This is a genomic window from Desulfitobacterium sp. PCE1, assembly GCF_000384015.1.
GTDB lineage: Bacteria > Bacillota > Desulfitobacteriia > Desulfitobacteriales > Desulfitobacteriaceae > Desulfitobacterium > Desulfitobacterium dehalogenans.
Window position 1 is genome coordinate 1,387,757 of sequence record NZ_KB913023.1, and the last position, 21,478, is coordinate 1,409,234.

A 21,478-nucleotide genomic window follows, 5' to 3' on the forward strand; every position below is an offset into this window, starting at 1 on the left:
GAAATTATAAGGAGGAATTCATATGGGGAAAGAGAAGATTAAAACTTCAAAAGAAGAAATTGTAGATTATTGGTTTTCAATCGTTGATGAGTGTGGGTTAAGTGTTGATGCGGCCGAGGCCCATGAAAGATGCTGGAGATGCGGATGTGAAAAATCTTTGGAACGATGCCATATTGTTCCTGACTCTTTAGGAGGAGAGGATAAACCTTCCAATCTTGTGCTGCTTTGCCACAGATGTCATTTGGAAAATCCCAATGTCACAGATCCGGAAATTATGTGGGATTGGCTGCGTGCCTATGGGACATCATTTTATGACATATTTTGGGCAATCCAAGGAATGAAAGAATATGAATTTATTTACCATAAGTCCTTGGAAGAGGAATTTAAAATAAGAAAGATAGAAGACTTTAATAGGTTTAATAAAATACTAAAAGAGCAAATGAGGAAAACTACATTTCATTATGGACATGCGTACCTAAATAAGGCAACAATGGCAGGCGTTTTTAGAATGGCATTGAAAATGTATGAAGAGATGAGCGCCAACAGTGATAAAGCTGACCTGGCAGTGAGTGCAAATTAACTGCTAACTTATGATGGACTCACAAGATGTTAGCTCTCCATCATTACAGGGCATATCTGCTTTTTAAACGAACGGGTAAGATAATTATCCAAATCATCGATTCAAGGCATGTGGAGACTGTCTGTCTGCTATATAAACGAGAAACACCAAGTTGATCTTGATACTAGGAAGGTGAATCCATGGGACATATTACAAGTAAGGATGCCTATAAGAATTTAGAAGAAAGAATCAATTGGTTTACACAAGGGGCTCCGCCATCTGAGAGTCTGTATAATATTTTGCAGGTTCTCTATACAGAAACTGAAGCCAAATGGGTGGCCCTATTGCCGGTTCGTCCATTTACGGCCAAAAAAGCGGCAAAGATCTGGAATGTCAGTGAAGGGAAAGCAGAAGCTTTTTTGGAGCAACTTTGCCAGAAGGCGTTACTTGTGGATTCATTTTATAACGGGGTGCGTCAATTTGTAATGCCACCACCCATGGCAGGGTTTATTGAATTTGCCTTGATGCGTACCCGAGGGGACATTGATCAAAAGTATTTAAGTGAATTGTACTATCAATATATGAATGTGGAAGAAGATTTTGTTAAGGACTTATTTTTCGCAACAGAGACCCGTCTTGGGCGGGTTTATGTGCAGGAGCCAGTTCTGACCAGTGAGAATACCATTCATATTTTGGATTATGAAAGAGCAAGCCATATTATCGAAGAAGCCACTCATATTGGCCTTGGCCTGTGTTATTGCAGGCATAAGATGTCCCATAAAGATCAACCCTGCGAAATAAATGCCCCCTGGGATGTTTGCCTCACCTTGGGAGATGTGGCCCGTTCCCTTGCCGAACATGGGCAGCATGTGAGGTTAATTGACAAACAAGAGGCGATGGATGTATTAGAACGTTCTTATGCGGCTAATCTGGTGCAAATGGGCGAAAATGTTCGTGAGTCCCCAGCATTTATATGCAATTGTTGTGGTTGTTGTTGTGAAGCCTTGCAAGCAGCGAGAAAATTTAGCCCCATGCAGCCGGTGGCTACGACAAACTATATCCCTAAGATTTCGCAAGAATGCATAGGATGTGGTAAATGTGAAAAGGTATGCCCGGTCTTAGCCATTTCTATGTCAAAAAACACAGAGGGTAAGAAGGTAGCTCTAGTAGATCATGAGGTATGCCTTGGTTGCGGTGTATGTGTGCGTAACTGCCCCAAAAAGGCCATTGAATTAGTGCGAAGAGAGGTTCAAATCATTACACCGGTGAATAGTACCCATCGTTTTGTACTGCAAGCCATCGAAAAAGGAACCCTCCAAAATCTTATCTTTGATAACCAGGCCTTTGCTAATCATCGCGCCATGGCGGCAGTACTTGGAGTTATTCTTAAGTTACCGCCTTTAAAGCAGATGCTGGCCAGCAAACAGTTCAAATCCATCTATTTGGATAAATTGTTGTCCAATAAATAAAAATGACACCAACCCTTTAATGAGTTGGTGTCAGTGATTAGTATTTCCACGGCCTTCTTTTGTCTAGACGCTGAACTTGCTCACAGCAATCTGAAGATCCTGAGCCATTTTCGCTAAGCTCTGGCTGGAAGAAGAGATCTGCTCCACGGAAGCACTTTGTTCTTCGGTGGCTGCTGAAACGGTTTGGCTTTGGCTGAGATTTTGTTTGCTGATCGTGTCGATCTGGTTGATGGAATTGACGATCTGTTGGCTTCCCCTGGCCATTTCCTCCACACTGGCGGATACTTCCTGGATGCTGCTGACGGATTGGTTGATTGAGCCGGCAATTTGCTCAAAAGTCGCACCGACAGAAGAGACCATTTCAATTCCATTCTTCACATCCTGATTTCCAGCCAGCATGGCGGTTACAGCGTTATTAATATTGGTTTGATTTTCGTTGATTAACTCGGCAATTTGGTTTGCTGCCTTGGAAGATTGCTCGGCCAGCTTTCTTACTTCTTCAGCAACAACCGCAAAACCGCGGCCTTGCTCACCGGCACGGGCAGCCTCAATTGCGGCATTAAGAGCCAGTAAATTAGTTTGAGAGGCAATGTCGGAGATCACATCCGTTATCTCGCCGATCATTCGTGAGCCCAGGGCCAGTTTGTCAACGGCTCCTTGGGTGACATCTGTAGCATGACCGATTTTATTCATTTGTTTTATTGCTTGGTCAATTATTTTTTGCCCATCTTTGGCGGACAGGGAAGTATTGCTGGCTTGTTCAGCCACCTCGCTGCTGGTTGCGGCTACTTGTTGAATAGCTGCAGATATCTGTTCAATGGCCGTGGAAGTTTCATCAATGGCCATGGATTGCTTTTCCGTACCGGTAGCCACATCCGTAATGGCTGCAGCGACCTGGCTTGTGGCAAGTGCCTGCTGCTCAGAGCTTGCCGAGAGTTCTTCTGAGGAAGAAGCCACTTGTTCCGCCGAGACACTGACATGTTGGATCAGGTTCTTAAGATTGGCAGTCATTTGGTTTACCGCCTTGGCCAAGATCCCGATTTCATCTTTCGTATCCAGCCTTACCTCTTCAACGGTAAGATTGCCCCGGGCAATTTCATTGACATTGGCCACAACCTTGTTTAAGGGTACTGAAACAAGTCTTCCTATAAACGTGCCAACGGCGATTGCCAACAATACCGCTGCGGCTAAGACGATGATTATGGTCCGAGTAGAACTTTTAAAATCTTCATTGGCCTGATCCATCATTTCTTTGGATGTCTGATCGTTGTAATCGGATATTTCCAGCAGGATGGAGTTAACCTTCTCCATATGGGGGGTGACTTCGCTTGTAAAATACCTGAATCCTTCCTCTCCATTCCCTGCTGAGGCAATGGCCAGCGCCTTTTCCCGCTCGGCCCGATATTGCTCCAACGCTGTTTCAAAGGTTGGGAATCTATCCTGTTCATAAGTATCCGGATTGGTCTGCTTATAATTAGTCCAGTTTTCATTGAATTGATTGATTTGAGTCTCCATCTCAGTTTTCAGTTCAAGGTATTCAGCTTGAGTGAGAGGAGCGGTCAGCAGCCGGTAAAACATGCCTTGAACGTTACGGTTAACTGCCCGAGCTTCTTTAAGCAAAGATATGGATTTAAGCTTGTCGGTGTACAGCGTATTGATAATTTCATTGGACTTCAGATTATTGTAATATCCTGTGTAACCCACCACGGAAAGAAAGACTGCCATTAACATCACAAGAGTGATTATTTTGGTTCCTACCTTGAGATTGAGTAAAGCTTTCATTATTGTACTCCCTTCTGAAATTCACAGATAAAGGTGGCATGTCAAGAAAATTAAGCGCCTTGAGGTATTCCTCCTAGAATCTCCTCAGGCTTCAAAAGAATCAGCAATCGATCTGGCAGCATTCCAATGCCATAAATGAATTGTTCAACGACCAACAGTTCGTCTTCGGGGGCCAGAATATCTTCGTCCTTGAATATTAAGACTTCGGTGACACTATCGACGATAACGCCAATCGTACTTTTGGAAATATTAAGAATAATGATTCGGGAATGATCGGTAACCGGCTTCTCCTGAAGGCCGAATTTCTCAGATAAGTTAATAATCGGCGTAACCATTCCTCTGAGATTGATAATGCCTTTGACAGACTCCTGGGCATTTGGAACTTGAGTTATGGTCGTTATTTTAATGATTTCTTTGACCGATTGGATGTTGAAGGCGAACTCCTGATCATTGAGTTTAAATACGACAACCTGCATGTGCGGTATCCCTCCTTTGCTTATAAAAGTCATATTTTGAAGTGAATTTGCATCGCGTGCTTTTGAGGCGGCAGATAGTCAGCTGCTGAAACTAAAGTCAAAGTGTTTGTCTTTAAAAAGTCTCACGCAATGCTCAACAACTTCAGAATCATATTTTTCACCCTTAAAACTGCAGATTTCCTGAAGGGCAGCCTCGATCCCGAGGGCCGGCCTGTAAGGGCGGTGTGAATTCATAGCTTCGACAACATCTGCCACGGCGAGGATTTTACTTTCAAGCAAGATTTGTGAGGAGGTCAGGCCCTTGGGATACCCTGAGCCATCCAACCGTTCGTGGTGCTGGCTGACGATTTTAGGGATCTTCCAAGGAAGCTTGAAATCTTTAATAATTTCGTAACCGACTTCCACATGGGTTTGGAGCATCTGATACTCAAGTTGGGTCAACACCCCCGGTTTGTTCAAAATATCGGTGCCGATATATATTTTTCCGATATCATGTATCGCAGCAGCCATGGAAAGATTATTGATCGCTTCCACGGAAAGTTTCATCTCCGAGGCAATGGCGCAGGCTAGTTTTTGCGTCCTTTTTTGGTGTCCTGAAGTATAGGGGTCCCGAAATTCGCTGATTTTGGAGATGAGGCTGATGGTTTGAGTCAGCATTTCTTCAAGGGTAAAGTTGCCGTTCTCGCTCTCCTGCTGGACCAAATTGGATTTGGGTAAATCGGTTTGTTCCTGTAGAACCATAAAGCGAATCGTTTGTTCGTTATGCAATAAATTATTTGCTGAAACCATACCATAGTTTAAGGAGCCGTTTTTTGTTTTGATGGATATGGGCCAGCTGCCTTCTTTTGATAATAATCCCAGCTCAAAAGCCGTTTTGCCCATGACTTCATGCTTTGGATAACCCAACAGATCCAGAAAGGCTTGATTGACATCGAAGATCCTTCCTGTGTTGGGATCGGCGAATAACATAGGTGCCAACGATTTGTTGAAAGCAAGGTAATACATTTCGTACATTTCCATCACCTTTCCAGAAAAAGCACATACTTTTCCCTAAAAGTTTTCAAAACACACAATTAGGTTGCATTTATTTGCATTAATAGACAATAAAAGATCTTTTTCGTAACATGATACTATAGCGATCTGATAGAATTATGACAGCCCATGTGAAATTGCCTTAGTACCATGAATTTCGGAAGAATTTTTTTGCGAAGCTTCCTAAAAAAGAGGGAAGCCATGAGTCATTAATTGCTCATGGCTATGCAAAACCAAAGTGTGATGCTACGATATAGTGCAGACATCCTTTTAAACTGTATATTTTTGACAACGTCAGACTGATTTGAGTGATGGATTCCAAAGTTAGATTGGAGTTTGTTTCAGTGAAATTTCATCAGCCGTTAACCTTGTTTTTTGCGATCGTTACAATAGGGGTAATTATCTATGGGTATAGGATGCAAGATGTCGGAATAGTTGTTTTGGCCATAGAAACCGTTCTTGACCCTGCCGAAAGAATTCAAATGCTGCCCACTATGTCTATTACAGGCATGGGTGTTTTTTTAGGTATATCCAGGTATCGTTTGTTTCCATGGCTGCCCATGGCAAGAGCAGCAGCAATCGATGCGATTCAGGAAGGGATAATCATCATCGATGAACAGGGCAGAGTCGTTGATAATAATATTGCCGTAGACAGGCTTATCTACGACATTATCGGTGTAAAGCGCAATGTAATCGGAAAGAACATCGAGCGGGTGCTCTCTGCCTGGCCCCAATGGCAATCTGCTTGTAAGAATGTACATGAAGATGAGTTTGAGATTGATCTTTTGACTTGGGGGAAAGCAAGATTCTTCCGGGTAAAAGTGTACCCTCTTCAAGGATATAATTTCCGGAAAAACGGAACGGTTTCGGTTCTTACGGATATTACAAACAACAGAATCCGGGCCCAGGACGCCGCTGGTGCTGAATGGGCCGAAGAACAGGTTGAAAACGAGTTGGAGCTGCTTAAGCAGCAAATGGAGACGATTTTCAGCACGATATCGGACCTGGCATTGTTATCCATTGTGGATCGGAACGGCAATTACGTGTTATATAACGAGGCCGTCAAACCCCAATTTGTCGAAGCAGATGCCGATCTCACGATTGGCTCGGCCTTTAGGAAAGGATTGTATTTTTCTGCTTGCGGAACAGAGATGGACTATTGTGATATCCCGGAGATAAAAGTTCTCAGGGGAGAGAAAGTATCCAAATATCCCTTTATGATGAAGAGGAAAACCGGTGAGACTCATTTTCTGTTTAACGGGACTCCTATTTATGATAAAAGAGGAAACGTGACCTATGCTATATTCTTTACCCTGGACATCACAGATCAAATCCTTCGTAAGCGACTGGCACAGGTGACACAGAATCTGGCAGAGCTTAATATGACAAAGGATAAGCTCATTCAGGCGGTTATCCATGATATCCGCAACCCCATCGCAACCCTGGTCAGCCTGCTGGAATTGGTTGAGGAAAAGGAACATGACCCTGAATATCACCACCTTTTAACGACAGTGTCGGAACAGGTGAAATATACCTATACCATGGTCGAAAATTTGTTGAAGTGGTTTCAACAACAGAAAGAGAACGTAATTCTAAACCCTTCCCTGATCAACTTGTATCGGAACACTCAAAAAGCCATTGAGATTTATGCCAAACGAGCGGAAGGGAAGGGGATAGTAGTCAAAAACAGGATCAGAGCCACCATGAATGTCTATGCAGACAGTGATTTGATCGAATTTGTTCTGCGCAATCTCGTGGACAACGCGCTTAAATATACTGCAAAAGGCGGGACAATCTCCATTCAGGCACACTCATCCGCAACCGATGTGATTATTTCAGTCACTGATACCGGAATAGGGATTGACCCGGCAAATTTAAGAACCCTATTTAAGAAACCCACCCTATCAACCCGAGGAACAGAAGGTGAAAAGGGTTCAGGACTGGGACTTATGCTCTGTAAAGAATTCGTGCAGAGTCACGGCGGGGAGATATGGGTTGAGAGTGAACCGGGAAAAGGAAGCACGTTTAGTTTTTCTCTCTCAACATCCGGAAAATCAATTCTTGTAGGGGGAGAAGAATGAAGGCAATTCTTATCGACGATGATAAACCTACGTTGTTTATTCTGAACAAAATGCTGGCTAGGATCCCCAGGGTGGAGGTCGTAGGTGAATTCCTGAGCGCAGGAGATGCTTATCATTTTCTTAAGAACAATCCTGTGGATCTGGCCTTTGTGGATATCAGAATGCCGGAGGAAAGCGGACTTGATTTTGCATGGAGAATCCTGGCGGAATTCCCAGACCTGTATGTGGTTTTTTTGACCGCCTATAAAGATTATGCCCTGGAGGCCTTTGAAGTCCAGGCCTTTGACTATATCGTCAAGCCGGTCCAACTGGAAAGGCTTGAAAGGACGGTAAGCCGCGCCCTGCAGCGCAAGGCTTCCGAGATTTCCTCGCTGAAACCTGTTCAACATTCTAATGTCCTATCCGTCTATTGTTTAGGTGGACTGGATCTTAGAAATACTAACCATGACTTTGTGATGATTAATTCATCCAAAGGGCAGGAGTTATTTGCCTATCTTTTAATCAACCGAGAAAGATTGACCTCCAAATGGAGAATCATGGAAGATGTTTTTCATGGCATGTCCCCTCAGAATGCGGAAACCTACCTTAATACCACCGTCTATAAATTACGAAAAGTATTAGAGCAATATGGAAAACGATCAGCCATCGTGGTCTCCAATGAGAGCTATGTCATGGAAACGAAGGATTTCTATATTGATTTCATCGAGTTCGAAAACAAAGTGCGTACCCTGCAGAGGATCACGGAGGCTAATCTCGAAGAAGCCATCCAAGCGGTTAACTTGTTTGCCGGAGAACTTTTTGGAGATAAGGATTACCAATGGTCCTTAGCAGAAAAAGAGAGATTATGGGATATTTATTGCAGCTTTGCTAAAAAGCTGGGCCGATACCTTTTGGAGAATCGGAATTTGACCTTAGCGCTGCAAGTCTTTAAAAAACTTGTGGCCATAAATGAACTGGATGAAGAGTCCCACTGCTTTTTGATGCAAGTTTACGCTGCGCAGAACGACCTGCCCGCGCTTATTAGGCATTATGATCGTTATGTCCAACTCCTGCAGCGGGAGTTGGCAATCTCACCAAGCAATTGGACGGCACAGTTGTTTCTAAGCCTAAAGAAATCCCTTCTGTAAAGGCTCAGTCTGGAAGAAAGCCTGAAACTGATGGAATTCAAGGGAGCTATCTGAGAAGAATAGTCAATCCTGTATCATGGTTACAGACGAATTGAATAAGATTGCTTCTGATGCACACCTGTCCGGAGGCCCGGCATATTCTATAGCGTAGTCTGAAAAAGACATGCCGGATAAGGATGGGTCATAATATGAGTGATGTAATATCCGCCCGGACGCCTGGGCAAATCGCGTCCGAGATTAATCTGATTAAGGAACAAAGCGGTCAAATGCTGCTGGTCAATGCCGTCGAGATTGGGCGGCGTCTGACGGAGGCCAAGAAATTGGTACCCCATGGGGAGTGGATCAACTGGCTTAAGGAATCAGTCAGTTATTCCCGCAGCACGGCGGCCAGACTGATGAAAACCTACCGGGAATACGGTCCCAAACTTACCTCACCCGATGGAGAAGACAGTTCAAATGTTGCAGCGCTGCATCATTTGGGCTATATGCAGGGACTCATCCTCTTTGGAGTCCCGGATGAAGAACGGGAGCAATTTATGGCAGACAACGGGGTGGAAACTATGTCCGCCCGCGAATTGCAGCAGACCGTCAAAGAAAGGAAGCAGGCGTCTGAGGAAAATGACCAAAACAGCGAAGCCAGCCCGGGGACAGCGAAGATTCAGGAGCCTTGGAATGGACTGGAAACTGGCAAGCAACAAGAGTTGGAAAGGGCCGCGGAACCGATTCCAGTCGTAACGAAAGTCATCATGCCGAAACCTGTGCGGCCTGCCGAAAGTGTTCATCCCGACAGCGAGAGGTACGATACCCAATACGCTATGCACCGTGATAACATCCTCAACGCTTACGCAGAGTTGCTGAAAACCCTTGTCGCCCTGGACAGAACAGACCCGGTGAAGAAGGAAAGAAACAGAAAAGAGGCCTTGAAGATCGCGACCAACATGGCGACGACGCTGAAGGAGTATCCGCCCAGGATTAAGACGAATTTGAAGATTCATGGGAACACTACGCTTCCTTAATGTAAAACAGTTCGAGTCCCATTATCTCCACAGTAAATGAAAGACGGTATGAGACCTGAACATTTTGATGAAATGTACAGATTCATACCGTCTTTTTATGCTCAAACCGAGAACATGATTAAAAATCCATTAATGAGCCGCTAATCGCTTGTTTAATTCTTCAGCTATTTCAAATTCGACTAAATCCATATTTGTTTTACCAATATAACCTGCCGGAATATCATTCGCTCTGATGAAATCGACGGTTTTATAGTAGGTTTTGTGGCTCATATATCTTGAATAGAAGAGAACAAAATCCACCTCACCAAAACTTCTCAGTTCAATCTTGTCATTAAAGCCATCTACGGTAAGAATGGTGGGGAATTTAGCCTTTAACCGTTTTCTCCAACTTGGGGTCCCGCCGATGATTAAGAGCTTCTTGTTGGCGATAAACCTCGATAGATCCAATGAGGTATCTGTGGGTGAATAATCGTTCTTAAGATCGATGAAAAACTCCCGAAGCTGAAAAAGTTCCTCTCTATTTTTCATTTCAGTATCCAGGTTTATTTTAAGTCTGTCGATCTCCTTATTTAACTCATTGATTTGTGCTTCATAAAATCTGCTTTGCTCTGATAAGGTATCCTGAAAATTCTTAACGCTTTCAAAAAACATTAATTTATTCTAATTATAGATTGAAGCTATATCTTTTCTCATTTCCTTATTTAAAGACAATCCGACAGAAACAATGGCCATGAAATATTTTTCAGCATCATTGAGGTTTATATCATAATTCTCCGCAAAAAATTCCATGACTTGTTTCATTTTTATACTTGCCAATGAAGTTCACCACCTAACAATTATAAAATTTATAAAAAAATAATGGCTCCGCCAATAGAAAGCGGAGCCATAACTGATTTTAGATACAGTTGGCTTTAATCCACCTCCTTTTCAAACGTGAAGGCATACCTGTTTCCAAGTATACCCCGAGGGCCTAGACCCTGTCCGGTGTCCATAGAATTGTTCTTTAGGTTCATTCCGGCTCGGAGATCGTTTTTCAGTTTTTAATCTAAATTTACCGTCAAAACCAGCGCGATTGACTGGTATCCGATTAGTTCGGGAATATTCAACTAAATGTAGACGTTTGTTTTGTTTGTTTGTGTTAGTGTTGGTGAGAAGATGAGGTTTGTGAATGTTGTTGTAGAACCAACATAAACATAATTTAAAGTCTTCCAATGATATTATACTGCACACCATTCCTGTTTATCAATGGTTTTGTTGGTTTCTGGAGTAAGTGGTTTGGTTTTCGCTGATTAACACCATGCGTCGATGTAGAAAAGCCCCATTGTTCATCGACCAAAATCGACTGGCGATAAGATAAACGGGGCATCTATTTATCATTGGCTCAATATCCACTCCGCAATATCCGCCCAAACCTCTGCAGACACTTTTTGCGGGATTTTGTACTCTTTTTTGAAATCCTTGACCCTGCCGTAAACCGACTTCATAAACAGATGGTTCAGTCCGGGGTAGAGCTTGAAAGAGACATTAGGTTTATCGATGCAGATTTGCTGATAGAGTGCGAAATCCTTTTCCGTGGAGACCTGAAAATCTTTGTCACCCTGCAAAATTAGAACGGGCTTTTCCGTCTTGGAAAGGTAATCTGCAGCAGGATGGGCATCCATCTCCTTAAAATACCATGCGTAGGTTTTGCCAAAAACCTTCATCTGCTTTGCTTCTTCTTCGCTCATGCCGGCGATGGCAGAGAATTTGGCTTTGAGCCCTGTGATTTGCTTATTCGCGATTCTTTGCAGCAACTTTGGCAGTTGGCCGAGCATATCCTCGTTTTGGCTCAACAAAATATCGCTAAAAAGGCGCGGCGAGCCTGCGCAGATGATGATACCCGCGAAATCGCCGCCCTCCGCGTCAATACGCGGCGCGAGCATACCTCCGAGGCTGTGACCCAAAATATATACCTGGTCGGGGTCAATTCTGCCGTCATTTTTAAGCAGTTCGGCGGCAAGAATGGCGTCCTCTATGGTCTCGCTTTTCACAGTCACATCGCCGGGGCTTGCTTTCAGCATCTGTTTTCCGTAAATCTTTGTGCGTTTGTCATAGCGGAGTACGGCGATTCCTTTAGTGGACAGCCCTTCGGCAATATCGCGAAACGGCTTATTCGCGCCGATGCTTTCATCCATATCCGCAGGACCGGAGCCATGCACCAGTACCACAGCTGGAACCCGTGAAGAACAATTATCCGGCAACGACAAAATCCCATTCAAAGGGTATTTTGTTCCTCTGCCAATGATTATTTTTTCATTCATATCCATAACCTCCGATTAGATAAAGAATGGCGCTATTACAGCGGAATGAGTTTAAACTTAATACCTTCCTATAAACTCCTCCATTTTTTTGGCCTGATATAAAACCGTTTCTTAGGCAAGTTGAACATCGTCGCTTTCTGCCTGAATCCGGGAAAAATCAACTACAAGGAAACACTATAAAATAACACAGTTCTCCATGTAGGATGAACTGTGTTTTAAAATAGTATACTGGGCAAAAATACAACGAATCAAGAAAAATGGTTATGTACTAATGGATAATCACTGCTATCACTCAAGATAGACAGCACCTTTTTTACCATCCACAGTGATGGTTTGTCCATCCCTGAAGATTTTGGTAGCGTTCTTCACCCCCAGAACGGCAGGGATGCCGTATTCCCTGGCGACGATTGCTCCGTGGCTCAAGAGCCCGCCGTGTTCAGTCACCACCGCACTGGCGATAGAGAACAACGGGGTCCAGGCCGGATCGGTATTTTCTGCAACCAGGACATCTCCGGCCTGAAATCGTGAGAAATCGGAGGGAGAATAAATTATTTTGACCTGGCCGCGCACCTGCCCTGGACTCCCGGCCACACCTTTAAGAGCTGATCCCTGCCCGCTGTTTTCTGATGGGACAGAACCTGTTTGCCCGGCTGTTGTTGCATCCCCGCTTAATTTAGGCCAGCCCTTAAATAAGGATGGTAAATCATCAAGCGCAACTCGGGGGGCCGATTTCCTTCTGTTGATCTTTTCATAGCCCTGGCTCCAGGCCAGCCTGTGGGACAGCAATCCCTCGAGCTCTTCCAGTGTCAAATAGTAGATATCCTGTGGATCAAGCAAATATCCTTGCGCTGTAAGTCTTTCCGTAAGGGTGACCACAGCTTTTTGATTAAGGAGAAGGGCATGGTGACGTAAAAATGGCGGTTGTCTCTCAGAAGCATATAGGATTGAGTGGATTTAAGTAGTTTATCGAAGATCGCCCTCTGCACAAAATTTAGTTTGCTGCGGACTAAGACTTCAGTCTCTTCCCGCTCTTTTTGCTTTTGCTGCTCCCTTTCTTCCGGATTGATCCGTTTGTCAGCGGTAAGGCTGCCTTTCACCATGGCTAATATGATCCCCGGGTTCTCCCACCAGAAGTCTTCGGCAATATCCATGTTTACATTGAGATGCCCATAATCCCCTAGAAAATCAGTCAATTTGGCTTTAAAAGCTTTTCCCACTATAGAATCATCCAACCTGCTTAAAAACTCGGGAATAGTGCTCTGTGCCAATAATTCCCGCAAATATGGCGATGAGGCAACGGTCTCAGTCAATTCCCATAATTTGTTGTTGGTCCGGACTGTCAGATTATCCGGCAGGCCTGAGACCAGCTTGGAACTTAAGGATAAATCCTCGTCTCCCAGCCACTTTTTCATGAAACCGGTCAGCATGTTATATAGAGCCTCGGTCACAGATAAGCTGGGCAGCTGAAGCTGAAAGAACTGTTTGGCCAGCTCCAGATTATTCTTGATATAATCCAGGAGTTCCGGCATAGTCAGGCTTTTGACATCCGTCTTTTTATGCTTGTCTATATTATCCAGATAATCGGGCAGCATGGCATAAAAAGCTTTAGCCAAAGAGTTTATAAGTTTGTTCCCGGCTTTTATGGACCCGATGGTGAGGGTAAGTTCCTTGAACCAGGTCCGCTTTGGTGCGAACTGCTGCCAATCCGGGACAGAAGAATAGGGCTCGAGCATTTTTAGCGGTTGAAGGGACTTAAGGTTGGTGAAGTTGAGATATAAATAACCATAGATATTGGCAGCAAATATGGGAGAGGGAAGTTCCTTTTTGCTGATTGAGCGGTAGGCATACAGCCCTCCTTCAGTGTCACAAGGTTCAAGAATCGACCAGCCCAGGACCGAGGACGGCTTATTGTACCGCTCCTTGACTCCGCCGAGATTTGTCCACTCAAGCTCCGGATCAAAGTTAAAGAATTCACTCTCTCCTATATGCTCATCAACTTGCTCTGTGGATTTATGCAGGGTAGTGATCGGGCGCGCTTGAAGAATGTAATAACGGTTGCCTGTTTTTGCCCATTCAATATCCTGAGGGAATTGGTAATGTTCCTCTATTCGTTTAATCAGCTCCGTAAGCTCCAGGATATCCTTTTTGCTTAACGAACTCCTTTGCCGCTGATCCTCTGCAACCTCAGCAAAAGTTGTACCAGGCCCGTTCAAAGGGTGCACTGCCATTTTTTCTTTGTCAGCGATGATGTAACGGATGATAGGGTCATTTTGTTTATTAATCACATAGTGGTCCGGGGTTACCTTACCCGAAACGATACCTTCCCCAAGCCCCCAGACAGATTCGATGACGATCTCATTTTCCTTGGCATTCAAAGGGTTGACACTAAAGGCGACTCCGGAAACTTCCGAGTCCACCATCTGCTGAACGACAACAGCCAAAAAAACTTGGCGCTGGTCAAAGCTGTTATTTATGCGGTAATGAATGGCCCTCTCCGTCCAAAGGGAAGCCCAGCACAGCTTAATATGATTGCTCAGCTCAGACAGGGGGATATTGAGATACGATTCCTGCTGCCCGGCAAAGGAGGCCTCAGGCAGGTCTTCCGCTGTGGCCGAGGAACGGACCGCAGCCAGAGACCCGTGGCCGATCACTTGGGTAAAGGCCTGAACAACCTCCTGCGCCACTTCTTCCGGGAGGGGAGTTTCCAGAATGCGTTGGGAAATCTCCTGGGAAAGGAGAGCAATATCCTCATTCTTCATAGTTGAGGGCTCGGCAAGTTGAGCTAAGAGCTCATCTAAGCCCGCCCGGCTCACAAATTGACGGTAAGCCTCGGCGGTGATGCAATAGCCCGGCGGAACGGGCAGTCCGGCTTGAGTCATTTCACCTAAGTTAGCGCCCTTGCCTCCGACTTCCTGAATACTGTTGATATCGATTTGCCCAAATTCTTTAATAAACATCATGGGTTGCTCCCTCACTTTTGTGTGCAGTTTTCTAAGCCAAGACCTTTGCTGTGATAAGTGTAAAGGGTATCGATCATCTCTTCCGGAGATGTCTCAAGCTGAAAAACATTCCAGTAACGGACGCTCTGGTATGTGCCGTAAATAAAGCTTACTGCAGCCAGTTCCGTATTTTGAGGATTGAATTCCCCATTCTCAACAGCCTCATCAAGTACAGTCTTAAACCAGCGGGCGAACTTTTGCAGGGAATCGTCACGCTTAATTTTTAGATTGCTCATGGTTCTATTGGCAAGAAAAAACTGTGCTTCTGTACGGTCGGGTAGAGCAGACAATACGATTGTTTCGATTACTTTTTGAATGATTTCCTCAAGATTTGCAGCACCATCGATAGCCCGTTCCAAGTGCTGGAGAGATTCATTGTTAATGCGGGAGTATACTTCTTCATAAATGTGTTCTTTGCTGGGGAAATAAAAATACATTGACCCCACAGATACCTCCGCTGCCTGACAAATGTCCTGAATCGAGGTGTTTTCGAAACCCTTTAGCGCAAATAACTTTAAAGCGGTATCGAGAATATGATGTTTCTTGGCATCCTTTTTCTCCTGAATATGTTTGGGGGTTTTATACGCCATTTTATCAGCTCCAAGTGTAGAATGATATTCTATACTTCAAAGATAGCACTTTTTCACCATCAGGTAAAGAGGGTATTTTGAGGAGTATATATTCTCCTTGGATGCTGCCGGTGAGCTGCTTTCAACAATAATGGGTCACAAGGGAAAAGGTTATTCCTAGGATTACTGAACCTATGATATACTAATTATTGTCAACAAGAATGGAGGATAAAGCCTCCGGCACAGATTGAACGGGGAAAAACCCAACGCAGAAGAAACAAGCTGAGAGGCTTGTTTTATGCTATTCACCGTCTTTTTTGTTAATATTAATTCGCAGTAATTACGAACAAAAAAGATGTTAATTGGGGAAATTCGGGGGTGACAACAAATGAAGAAGGTTAGGATTACAGTTGTTCGAAAAGAATTTTATCCTGAATTTGCGGACAGATATTTAACGGGAGGTAAGAATGTCGGTCCCTGCCCCTTGATGAACGAAGGAGATATATTCCTGTATGAAGGAGGAGCTGAAATACCGAAAGGATTTTGCCCCTGGGCATGGATTGACATTTATCGGGGTGTAAATGCACTCTCTGCAGGGGCAACCTATAAACCGTGGAACAATCAAGACGGGGTACAGATACTCTGTTGCACTGATGGTATCAGACCAGTCGTATTTTTAGTCGAAGCAGTCAATGATGAGACAGAGTAGGAGGAATCAATGATCACACAGGATAGGCTCATGCAAATTCTTATTAAAGGACGGTATGAATGCTACGCAAGGAAAAGCACTGACTATAATCCATATGTAAAGTCAGATTTGTATGATTGGAAATTTACCCTTCCCATTGATAACTATAGTTTCACAGATGCATATCGGGGCTTTAACCCATATAGCGGCGTTGAATATATCTATGTGGATCAAATTAAATTGCCCATTTGGTCCTGCGACTATATCGGGTATGTAAATCTAGACTCTATTATGTCTGCAGAAGCGATATATGCATTTCTAAAAGAAGCCAGAGGCGTACATTTGATGAACTGTCAGGGGAACCTTTTTTTCGATTATGAGTACGAAAATGAATTCCTCCGATATAAAACATATTTTCAAGGGAATTTGGCCGGGTTATTGCAAAAGGAAGAGTTTTTCTACAAAAATAAGCTTGTAGCCCAACAGCTCTCAGCAGGAAGATTAAACGAACAGCTTTTGAGAAACCCATCACGTTGAGAAGCATTGGAAGCATATGGACTATCATCCAGACGTACTTGCCTATCAGACCAATTTAAGGGGAGACGCTCATCATGATGCAGCTATTTGGTAAAATAGATATGAATCTGCTTAAATTAATCCACGATTATACGCAAAATGCCTTGTTTGACAAAGCTATGCCCATTATAACCTTCTTAGGGGATAAGGGACTGATTTGGATCTTCATAGCGGTGGCTTTAATTGCAAGCAAAGAATATCGAAAAGTAGGGACGATGGTCATTTGCGCATTGCTATTAAGTTCAATTTTGGGGGAGGGGCTCTTGAAGCATTTGGTACAGAGACCAAGGCCCTTTACTGTTGTTCCAGCGATTCAATTATTAATATCAAAGCCCCTAACCTATTCATTTCCATCGGGGCACACAGCTTCAGCGTTTGCAGCAGCAGGGGTACTTTCCAAAATGATGAGGAAATACAGGGTTTATGTGGTAATGTTAGCTTTGCTGATTGCTTTTTCGAGGATGTATTTATTTGTCCACTATCCTGCAGATATAATTGCAGGGATTATGCTGGGACTTATCTGCTCCAAAATGATAGTGTATTTCTTTGAGTTTGTAAATAAAAGGTTAAATAATAAGCACGAGGATAAAGGTAGTAAAGGGGGCATCAATTTTTGAGATTTAGCAATGCGAATAGTTCATATATATTTAGTTTTAACCCAGTAATGTACAGAGGGGGAGGACTCCACATGAAAAAAGTTTATTTAATATAGGCTATGTAAAACCAGGTGGCAAGAGCGTAAAATAGCATTAATATTCAAAGCAAGAGGAAGTTGAAGGAGAGAAAAGATGAACACAAGTTTATTTCATTCATTGGAAGGTGAAAATATCTGCTTTAAATCACTAAGTACAAATGATGCTAAGGATATACATAATTATGCGTCAGATGAGGAGGTTTCACGTTTTATCGGCTGGAACTTAATGAATACCTTGAAGGAAACTCGTGAACATATTGAAACAATGATACAACGTGAGTCAGCAGGTACTCATCTATATGCCTCTATTGTTCTAAAATCAACCCAAGCAGTTATTGGGACCGCCATGATTTTTAACTTTAACCAAAAAGCAAACCATGCTGAAATTGGTTATGTTTTTAATAAAGAATATTGGGGCAAGGGTTATGGCACAGAGAGTGTTACACTAATGAGTGATTTTGCCTTAACATCACTTAATCTTCACAAACTCCATGCCAGTGTAGTGGATGCAAATATTGGTTCTGCCCATATACTTAAAAAAAATGGGTATGAGTTAGAGGGACGATTAAAAGACCACTATTTTATAGAAGATAAATATTATAATGCATTGCTTTTCGGCAAAATCCTAGAACCCGAAAAAGGAGGTTGTTTATGAAAGTCGAAGTTGTAGAATATAATAGCAAATGGGCTAATTTATATCAGGAAGAAGCTGAAAAAATCAAAAACATACTCGGGAATGAATTAGTTGATATATACCACATCGGAAGCACATCAGTGGTGAATTTGAAAGCTAAGCCAATTATAGATATTATGCCTGTAGTAAAGGACATTAAGAAAGTTGATGAATATAATAAAGAGTTTGAAGCTTTGGGTTACGAGCCAAAAGGTGAATTCGGTATGGTTGGCAGAAGATATTTTAGAAAAGGACTGGAAGACAGAACCCATCAAATTCATGTGTTCGAAAAAAGAAATACTAATGATATTGAAAGACATTTAGCTGTTCGCGATTATTTAAGAACACACCCAGAGGATGCGCTTGAGTATGGCGAATTAAAAAGCAGATTAGCTACGATGTTTCCTTTGGACATTGAGGCTTATTGTGATGGTAAAGATAACTTCGTTAAGGAATTAGAAAGAAAAGCGTTAGAATGGTATCACCAAACAAGATGACATAGCAGATTTACAAGAAGGTATGGAGATGAGCGATGAAATGGTTGTTGAAAATCCGAATAGAACAGAGCAGTTAATAAGTGAATTAGCTTCAGTTTGGGAAGCATCTGTAAAAGCTACTCATATGTTTCTAAATGAAAGAGACATCATTGCTTTACGTTCTTTTGTAGAAACAGGAATTAAAGAAGTTGACAATCTAATTGTCGCGTATGAGAATCAGAAGCCCATAGGCTTTATGGGGATAGCCCAAGGAAAAATTGAAATGTTATTTCTTGAACCAGCTTGTATTGGCAAAGGTATAGGGAAAAATCTTGTTACAAAGGCCATTCATGAGCATGAAGTGTCATATGTAGATGTAAATGAGCAAAATCCTCATGCAGTGGATTTCTATAAACGCTTTGGCTTTGTGGTATATGAGCGTACAGAATTTGACGAACAGGGTAATTCATTCCCAATTTTAAAGATGAAACTTAGATAAGTAAGAAAAAGTTTATTATTTGAACAAAATTTAATATGAAATTATGAGGCTAAGTTTTTAGGTCGGCTTCAATGACCTAAAGACTAAGCCTCTTGGTTTCACTACTTCAATTGATACCCAGTTAAAATGCTCCTCCTTGTCTTAGAACTTATCTGCTAATGCTATGGCTTGTTCAATCCCGTTTGTCTTGTGAATATCACCAGGTGCGGCAACCGATGGAACTAAAACCTCACCAACTGATTGCCATTGAAGTAAGTCAGTGGTTTGCTTGTAAGCAAAGCGGATTCCGTCAAACATAGGCAGATCATTATCTTCGCAGCAGACAATGAGTGCGCATTCCTTATTTCCAACAGCTCTCTTGCTAACTAGAAAAGCGTAAAACTTATCAATTACGGCTTTAATTTTTGCCGGAAATGTAAACCAATATAGCGGTGTGGCAAAAACAATTGCATCAGCTTCTTCAATTGTAGGGGCTATTTTATTAAAATCATCATCAAAACTGCAAGCCTTACCTGTCTTAAAACAGGTTTCGCAAGCGGTGCAGCCCTTAATAGTCATATCGGCTGCATCATAGCGCGTGATACTGTGACCGTTCCTTTCGGCCTCCTTCGTGAATGCCTCCACCATAGCAAAACTATTGCCGTTTTTTCGCGGACTGCCGGTTATGATAACGATTTTTTTACTTTTTTTCATATAATCTACCTTCTTTCAATTGATTGATGACGAAACCGAGCGGTGTTAATTGCAATATAATGTTGACACCAATCGGTATGTTTGCTTTAATTTTATTATAACCTAGCTGTTATTCAAGTACGCACATTAATGTTCAATACTATAATTAAGGTTTAGTACTTACCCAAAGGAGAGTGTGAAATGAGTTTTTCGTGTATTTCAGAAGCTGAAGATTTGGAAAAGACAGGATTTAGCTATACTTTATCCCTGATAAATGGAAAATACAAAATGGTAATATTATATTGTTTGATGGAGTTTGAGGTGGTAAGATTTAATGAAATGAGGAAATATATCAAAACAATATCATATAAGACATTGAGTACAATGTTGAAGGAATTAGAAGCTGACAAGCTTGTGCATCGAGAGGAATATCCTCAAATTCCGCCTAAGGTTGAATACAGCTTAACCGAGCGCGGCAAATCCTTAATTCCAATTCTTGATACCATGTGTGAATGGGGCAATACCAATCGAATGACCTAATACATTAAGTATTATGCTAAAGGATTATGCTTTTTTTGAGTTAAAGTGATTACCAGTTTGACCACAAGCAAGGCACCCTAAGCTTGATTTTGTAGGGTGCCTTGCTTGTTTTTGAAGTTATCCTTGACATGAAAGGATGAAAGAATTCAGGAGGCTAATACACATAAATGGAACTTAATATGGATTATTTTCTACAAATGTTAGACTTGTCCCGGATACAATGTGTAGTAGTGATTATAACTGCATTTTTAGTAGGCTTTTCAAAGACAGGGATTAACGGTGTGATAATGCTCGTGATACCTATTCTCGCGAGTGCCTTTGGTGGGAAGGATTCCACAGGGATTCTGCTCCCGATACTGTTAGTCGGAGATGTGTTTGCTGTATGGTCCTATCGCAAGAGTGTTGATTGGAAAAAGGTTTTTGCGCCTCTGCCTTGGGCTTTGATCGGCCTGTTCATTGGTGCTGTCGTTGGAAAAGTTATCAATGATCAGGTATTTATCATCTTGATCGGAATCATTATTATATTCTGCTTAGGGATTTTAATGTACACGGAAAAGATGGGGAAGAACTTTACAGTGCCTACGGGGACATGGTTCTATATAACAGCGGGAATCTTAAGCGGATTCGCTACCATGATTGGAAACGCCGCCGGTCCGATTTTTAGCGTCTACTTATTGGCGCTCGGATTACAGAAGAATGATTTCATGGGAACTAATGCCTGGTTCTTCTTCATCATAAATTTCATCAAGGTTCCCGTTCAGATTTTTGCATGGCATAATATAGAGCTACGGTCATTCATACTAACGGCGGTGATGACACCAATAATCGCTTTGGGAGCGGTTTTAGGATTCTTTATAATTAAAAAAATAAATGAGAAATTTTTCAGGCATCTGATTATCTGCATGACAGCACTATCAGCGCTAAGACTATTTGTATAAGGATGTCTTTGGTTTTTGAGTACTGCCGCCAAGGCCCCATCAGGCTTAGGCGGCGTTTTTTATATCTTCATGGCATACAGAAAAGTATTTTTCGATTGATTGATAATTAATGGATTTTAAAGAATACTATACTTTGGAGTTATTCTTCTTTCCAGGATGGAACATCGTGCGAATATAGTTAGAAACGGCTATCTTTCCGCACAAGATTATGTCGCAACGAAATCCTAAAGTTTTTAATGAATTTTTAACGAGTTACCGCCCTCCTCATCCTGGAATGGTTCGGATTAGTTTAGCTTTTTATAATACTAAGGA

23 protein-coding genes and 1 riboswitch are annotated in these 21,478 nt (G+C 42.5%); of the genes, 13 read left to right on the forward strand and 10 right to left on the reverse strand.

The window, feature by feature from the left end:
- Nucleotides 1-22 precede the first annotated feature (22 nt).
- Both DESPCE1_RS0106865 and DESPCE1_RS0106870 read left to right on the forward strand, forming a co-directional pair.
- On the forward strand, nt 23-580 hold the full coding sequence (locus DESPCE1_RS0106865; RefSeq protein WP_019849931.1) for an HNH endonuclease: 558 nt from the start codon (nt 23-25) through the stop codon (nt 578-580).
- Nucleotides 581-759: 179 nt separating this feature from the next.
- The gene (locus tag DESPCE1_RS0106870) at nt 760-2,028 is read left to right on the forward strand and encodes a 4Fe-4S dicluster domain-containing protein (RefSeq protein ID WP_019849932.1); all 1,269 of its coding nucleotides are present in this window, start codon (nt 760-762) and stop codon (nt 2,026-2,028) included.
- A gap of 63 nt (nt 2,029-2,091) precedes the next feature.
- On the opposite strand, the gene DESPCE1_RS0106875 is transcribed toward DESPCE1_RS0106870, so the two are convergent.
- From DESPCE1_RS0106875 to DESPCE1_RS0106885, 3 genes are all read right to left on the reverse strand, one after another.
- A complete protein-coding gene (locus DESPCE1_RS0106875; protein ID WP_019849933.1) occupies nt 2,092-3,810 on the reverse strand; it encodes a methyl-accepting chemotaxis protein in 1,719 nt (572 codons plus the stop codon).
- Between the two features lie 50 nt (nt 3,811-3,860).
- Complete coding sequence (locus DESPCE1_RS0106880; protein ID WP_019849934.1) at nt 3,861-4,286, reverse strand: chemotaxis protein CheW; 426 nt, start codon at nt 4,284-4,286, stop codon at nt 3,861-3,863.
- Between the two features lie 78 nt (nt 4,287-4,364).
- Complete coding sequence (locus DESPCE1_RS0106885) at nt 4,365-5,306, reverse strand: HD domain-containing phosphohydrolase (protein WP_028305484.1); 942 nt, start codon at nt 5,304-5,306, stop codon at nt 4,365-4,367.
- A 356-nt stretch (nt 5,307-5,662) separates the two neighbouring features.
- Between DESPCE1_RS0106885 and DESPCE1_RS0106890 the strand changes: the two genes are divergently transcribed.
- From DESPCE1_RS0106890 to DESPCE1_RS0106900, 3 genes are all read left to right on the forward strand, one after another.
- Nucleotides 5,663-7,399, forward strand: coding sequence for a PAS domain-containing sensor histidine kinase (locus DESPCE1_RS0106890; protein ID WP_019849936.1), 1,737 nt, complete (start codon nt 5,663-5,665; stop codon nt 7,397-7,399).
- Nucleotides 7,396-8,526 (forward strand): response regulator, encoded by a 1,131-nt coding sequence (locus DESPCE1_RS0106895; protein WP_014793382.1) that lies wholly within the window; start codon nt 7,396-7,398, stop codon nt 8,524-8,526. Before DESPCE1_RS0106890 ends, DESPCE1_RS0106895 begins: the two co-directional genes overlap by 4 nt.
- 188 nt (nt 8,527-8,714) lie before the next feature.
- Nucleotides 8,715-9,542 (forward strand): DUF3102 domain-containing protein, encoded by an 828-nt coding sequence (locus DESPCE1_RS0106900; RefSeq protein ID WP_019849937.1) that lies wholly within the window; start codon nt 8,715-8,717, stop codon nt 9,540-9,542.
- A gap of 129 nt (nt 9,543-9,671) precedes the next feature.
- Here the strand turns inward: DESPCE1_RS0106900 and DESPCE1_RS21800 are convergent, their stop codons facing one another.
- The 6 genes from DESPCE1_RS21800 to DESPCE1_RS0106925 all read right to left on the reverse strand — a co-directional run bounded on the left by DESPCE1_RS21800 (nt 9,672) and on the right by DESPCE1_RS0106925 (nt 15,431).
- Complete coding sequence (locus tag DESPCE1_RS21800; protein WP_019849938.1) at nt 9,672-10,193, reverse strand: hypothetical protein; 522 nt, start codon at nt 10,191-10,193, stop codon at nt 9,672-9,674.
- Nucleotides 10,194-10,202: 9 nt separating this feature from the next.
- On the reverse strand, nt 10,203-10,358 hold the full coding sequence (locus DESPCE1_RS23670) for a hypothetical protein (protein WP_019849939.1): 156 nt from the start codon (nt 10,356-10,358) through the stop codon (nt 10,203-10,205).
- Nucleotides 10,359-10,446: 88 nt separating this feature from the next.
- Nucleotides 10,447-10,579: riboswitch (molybdenum cofactor riboswitch) on the reverse strand.
- A gap of 336 nt (nt 10,580-10,915) precedes the next feature.
- Nucleotides 10,916-11,842, reverse strand: a complete 927-nt coding sequence (locus DESPCE1_RS0106915; RefSeq protein ID WP_019849940.1) for a S9 family peptidase — start codon at nt 11,840-11,842, stop codon at nt 10,916-10,918.
- Nucleotides 11,843-12,130: 288 nt separating this feature from the next.
- Nucleotides 12,131-12,652 carry a PEP-utilizing enzyme gene (locus tag DESPCE1_RS23675; protein WP_019849941.1) on the reverse strand — a complete coding sequence of 174 codons (522 nt, stop codon included), beginning with the start codon at nt 12,650-12,652 and terminating at the stop codon, nt 12,131-12,133.
- Nucleotides 12,649-14,802 carry a PEP/pyruvate-binding domain-containing protein gene (locus DESPCE1_RS21805; protein ID WP_242835372.1) on the reverse strand — a complete coding sequence of 718 codons (2,154 nt, stop codon included), beginning with the start codon at nt 14,800-14,802 and terminating at the stop codon, nt 12,649-12,651. Before DESPCE1_RS21805 ends, DESPCE1_RS23675 begins: the two co-directional genes overlap by 4 nt.
- 11 nt (nt 14,803-14,813) lie before the next feature.
- Nucleotides 14,814-15,431, reverse strand: coding sequence for a TetR/AcrR family transcriptional regulator (locus DESPCE1_RS0106925; protein WP_019849943.1), 618 nt, complete (start codon nt 15,429-15,431; stop codon nt 14,814-14,816).
- Nucleotides 15,432-15,798: 367 nt separating this feature from the next.
- Between DESPCE1_RS0106925 and DESPCE1_RS0106930 the strand changes: the two genes are divergently transcribed.
- The 6 genes from DESPCE1_RS0106930 (at nt 15,799) to DESPCE1_RS0106955 (ending at nt 19,016) form a co-directional block, all read left to right on the forward strand.
- Complete coding sequence (locus DESPCE1_RS0106930) at nt 15,799-16,119, forward strand: TIGR04076 family protein (protein ID WP_019849944.1); 321 nt, start codon at nt 15,799-15,801, stop codon at nt 16,117-16,119.
- 9 nt (nt 16,120-16,128) lie between these two features.
- Nucleotides 16,129-16,635 (forward strand): DUF5680 domain-containing protein, encoded by a 507-nt coding sequence (locus tag DESPCE1_RS0106935; protein WP_019849945.1) that lies wholly within the window; start codon nt 16,129-16,131, stop codon nt 16,633-16,635.
- Nucleotides 16,636-16,709: 74 nt separating this feature from the next.
- Complete coding sequence (locus tag DESPCE1_RS0106940) at nt 16,710-17,291, forward strand: phosphatase PAP2 family protein (protein ID WP_019849946.1); 582 nt, start codon at nt 16,710-16,712, stop codon at nt 17,289-17,291.
- A 171-nt stretch (nt 17,292-17,462) separates the two neighbouring features.
- The gene (locus DESPCE1_RS0106945) at nt 17,463-18,023 is read left to right on the forward strand and encodes a GNAT family N-acetyltransferase (protein WP_019849947.1); all 561 of its coding nucleotides are present in this window, start codon (nt 17,463-17,465) and stop codon (nt 18,021-18,023) included.
- Nucleotides 18,020-18,538, forward strand: a complete 519-nt coding sequence (locus tag DESPCE1_RS0106950) for a GrpB family protein (RefSeq protein WP_019849948.1) — start codon at nt 18,020-18,022, stop codon at nt 18,536-18,538. The genes DESPCE1_RS0106945 and DESPCE1_RS0106950 overlap by 4 nt, the downstream gene beginning before the upstream one ends.
- A gap of 28 nt (nt 18,539-18,566) precedes the next feature.
- A complete protein-coding gene (locus DESPCE1_RS0106955) occupies nt 18,567-19,016 on the forward strand; it encodes a GNAT family N-acetyltransferase (RefSeq protein ID WP_014793392.1) in 450 nt (149 codons plus the stop codon).
- Nucleotides 19,017-19,157: 141 nt separating this feature from the next.
- Here the strand turns inward: DESPCE1_RS0106955 and DESPCE1_RS0106960 are convergent, their stop codons facing one another.
- Entirely contained in the window at nt 19,158-19,709 is a 552-nt protein-coding gene (locus DESPCE1_RS0106960; protein ID WP_019849949.1) for a flavodoxin family protein, read from the reverse strand.
- Nucleotides 19,710-19,889: 180 nt separating this feature from the next.
- Here DESPCE1_RS0106960 and DESPCE1_RS0106965 point away from each other — a divergent pair, with 180 nt between their 5' ends.
- A complete protein-coding gene (locus DESPCE1_RS0106965) occupies nt 19,890-20,228 on the forward strand; it encodes a helix-turn-helix domain-containing protein (protein ID WP_014793395.1) in 339 nt (112 codons plus the stop codon).
- Between the two features lie 167 nt (nt 20,229-20,395).
- On the forward strand, nt 20,396-21,166 hold the full coding sequence (locus tag DESPCE1_RS0106970; protein WP_014793396.1) for a sulfite exporter TauE/SafE family protein: 771 nt from the start codon (nt 20,396-20,398) through the stop codon (nt 21,164-21,166).
- The last annotated feature ends 312 nt before the right edge of the window (nt 21,167-21,478 follow it).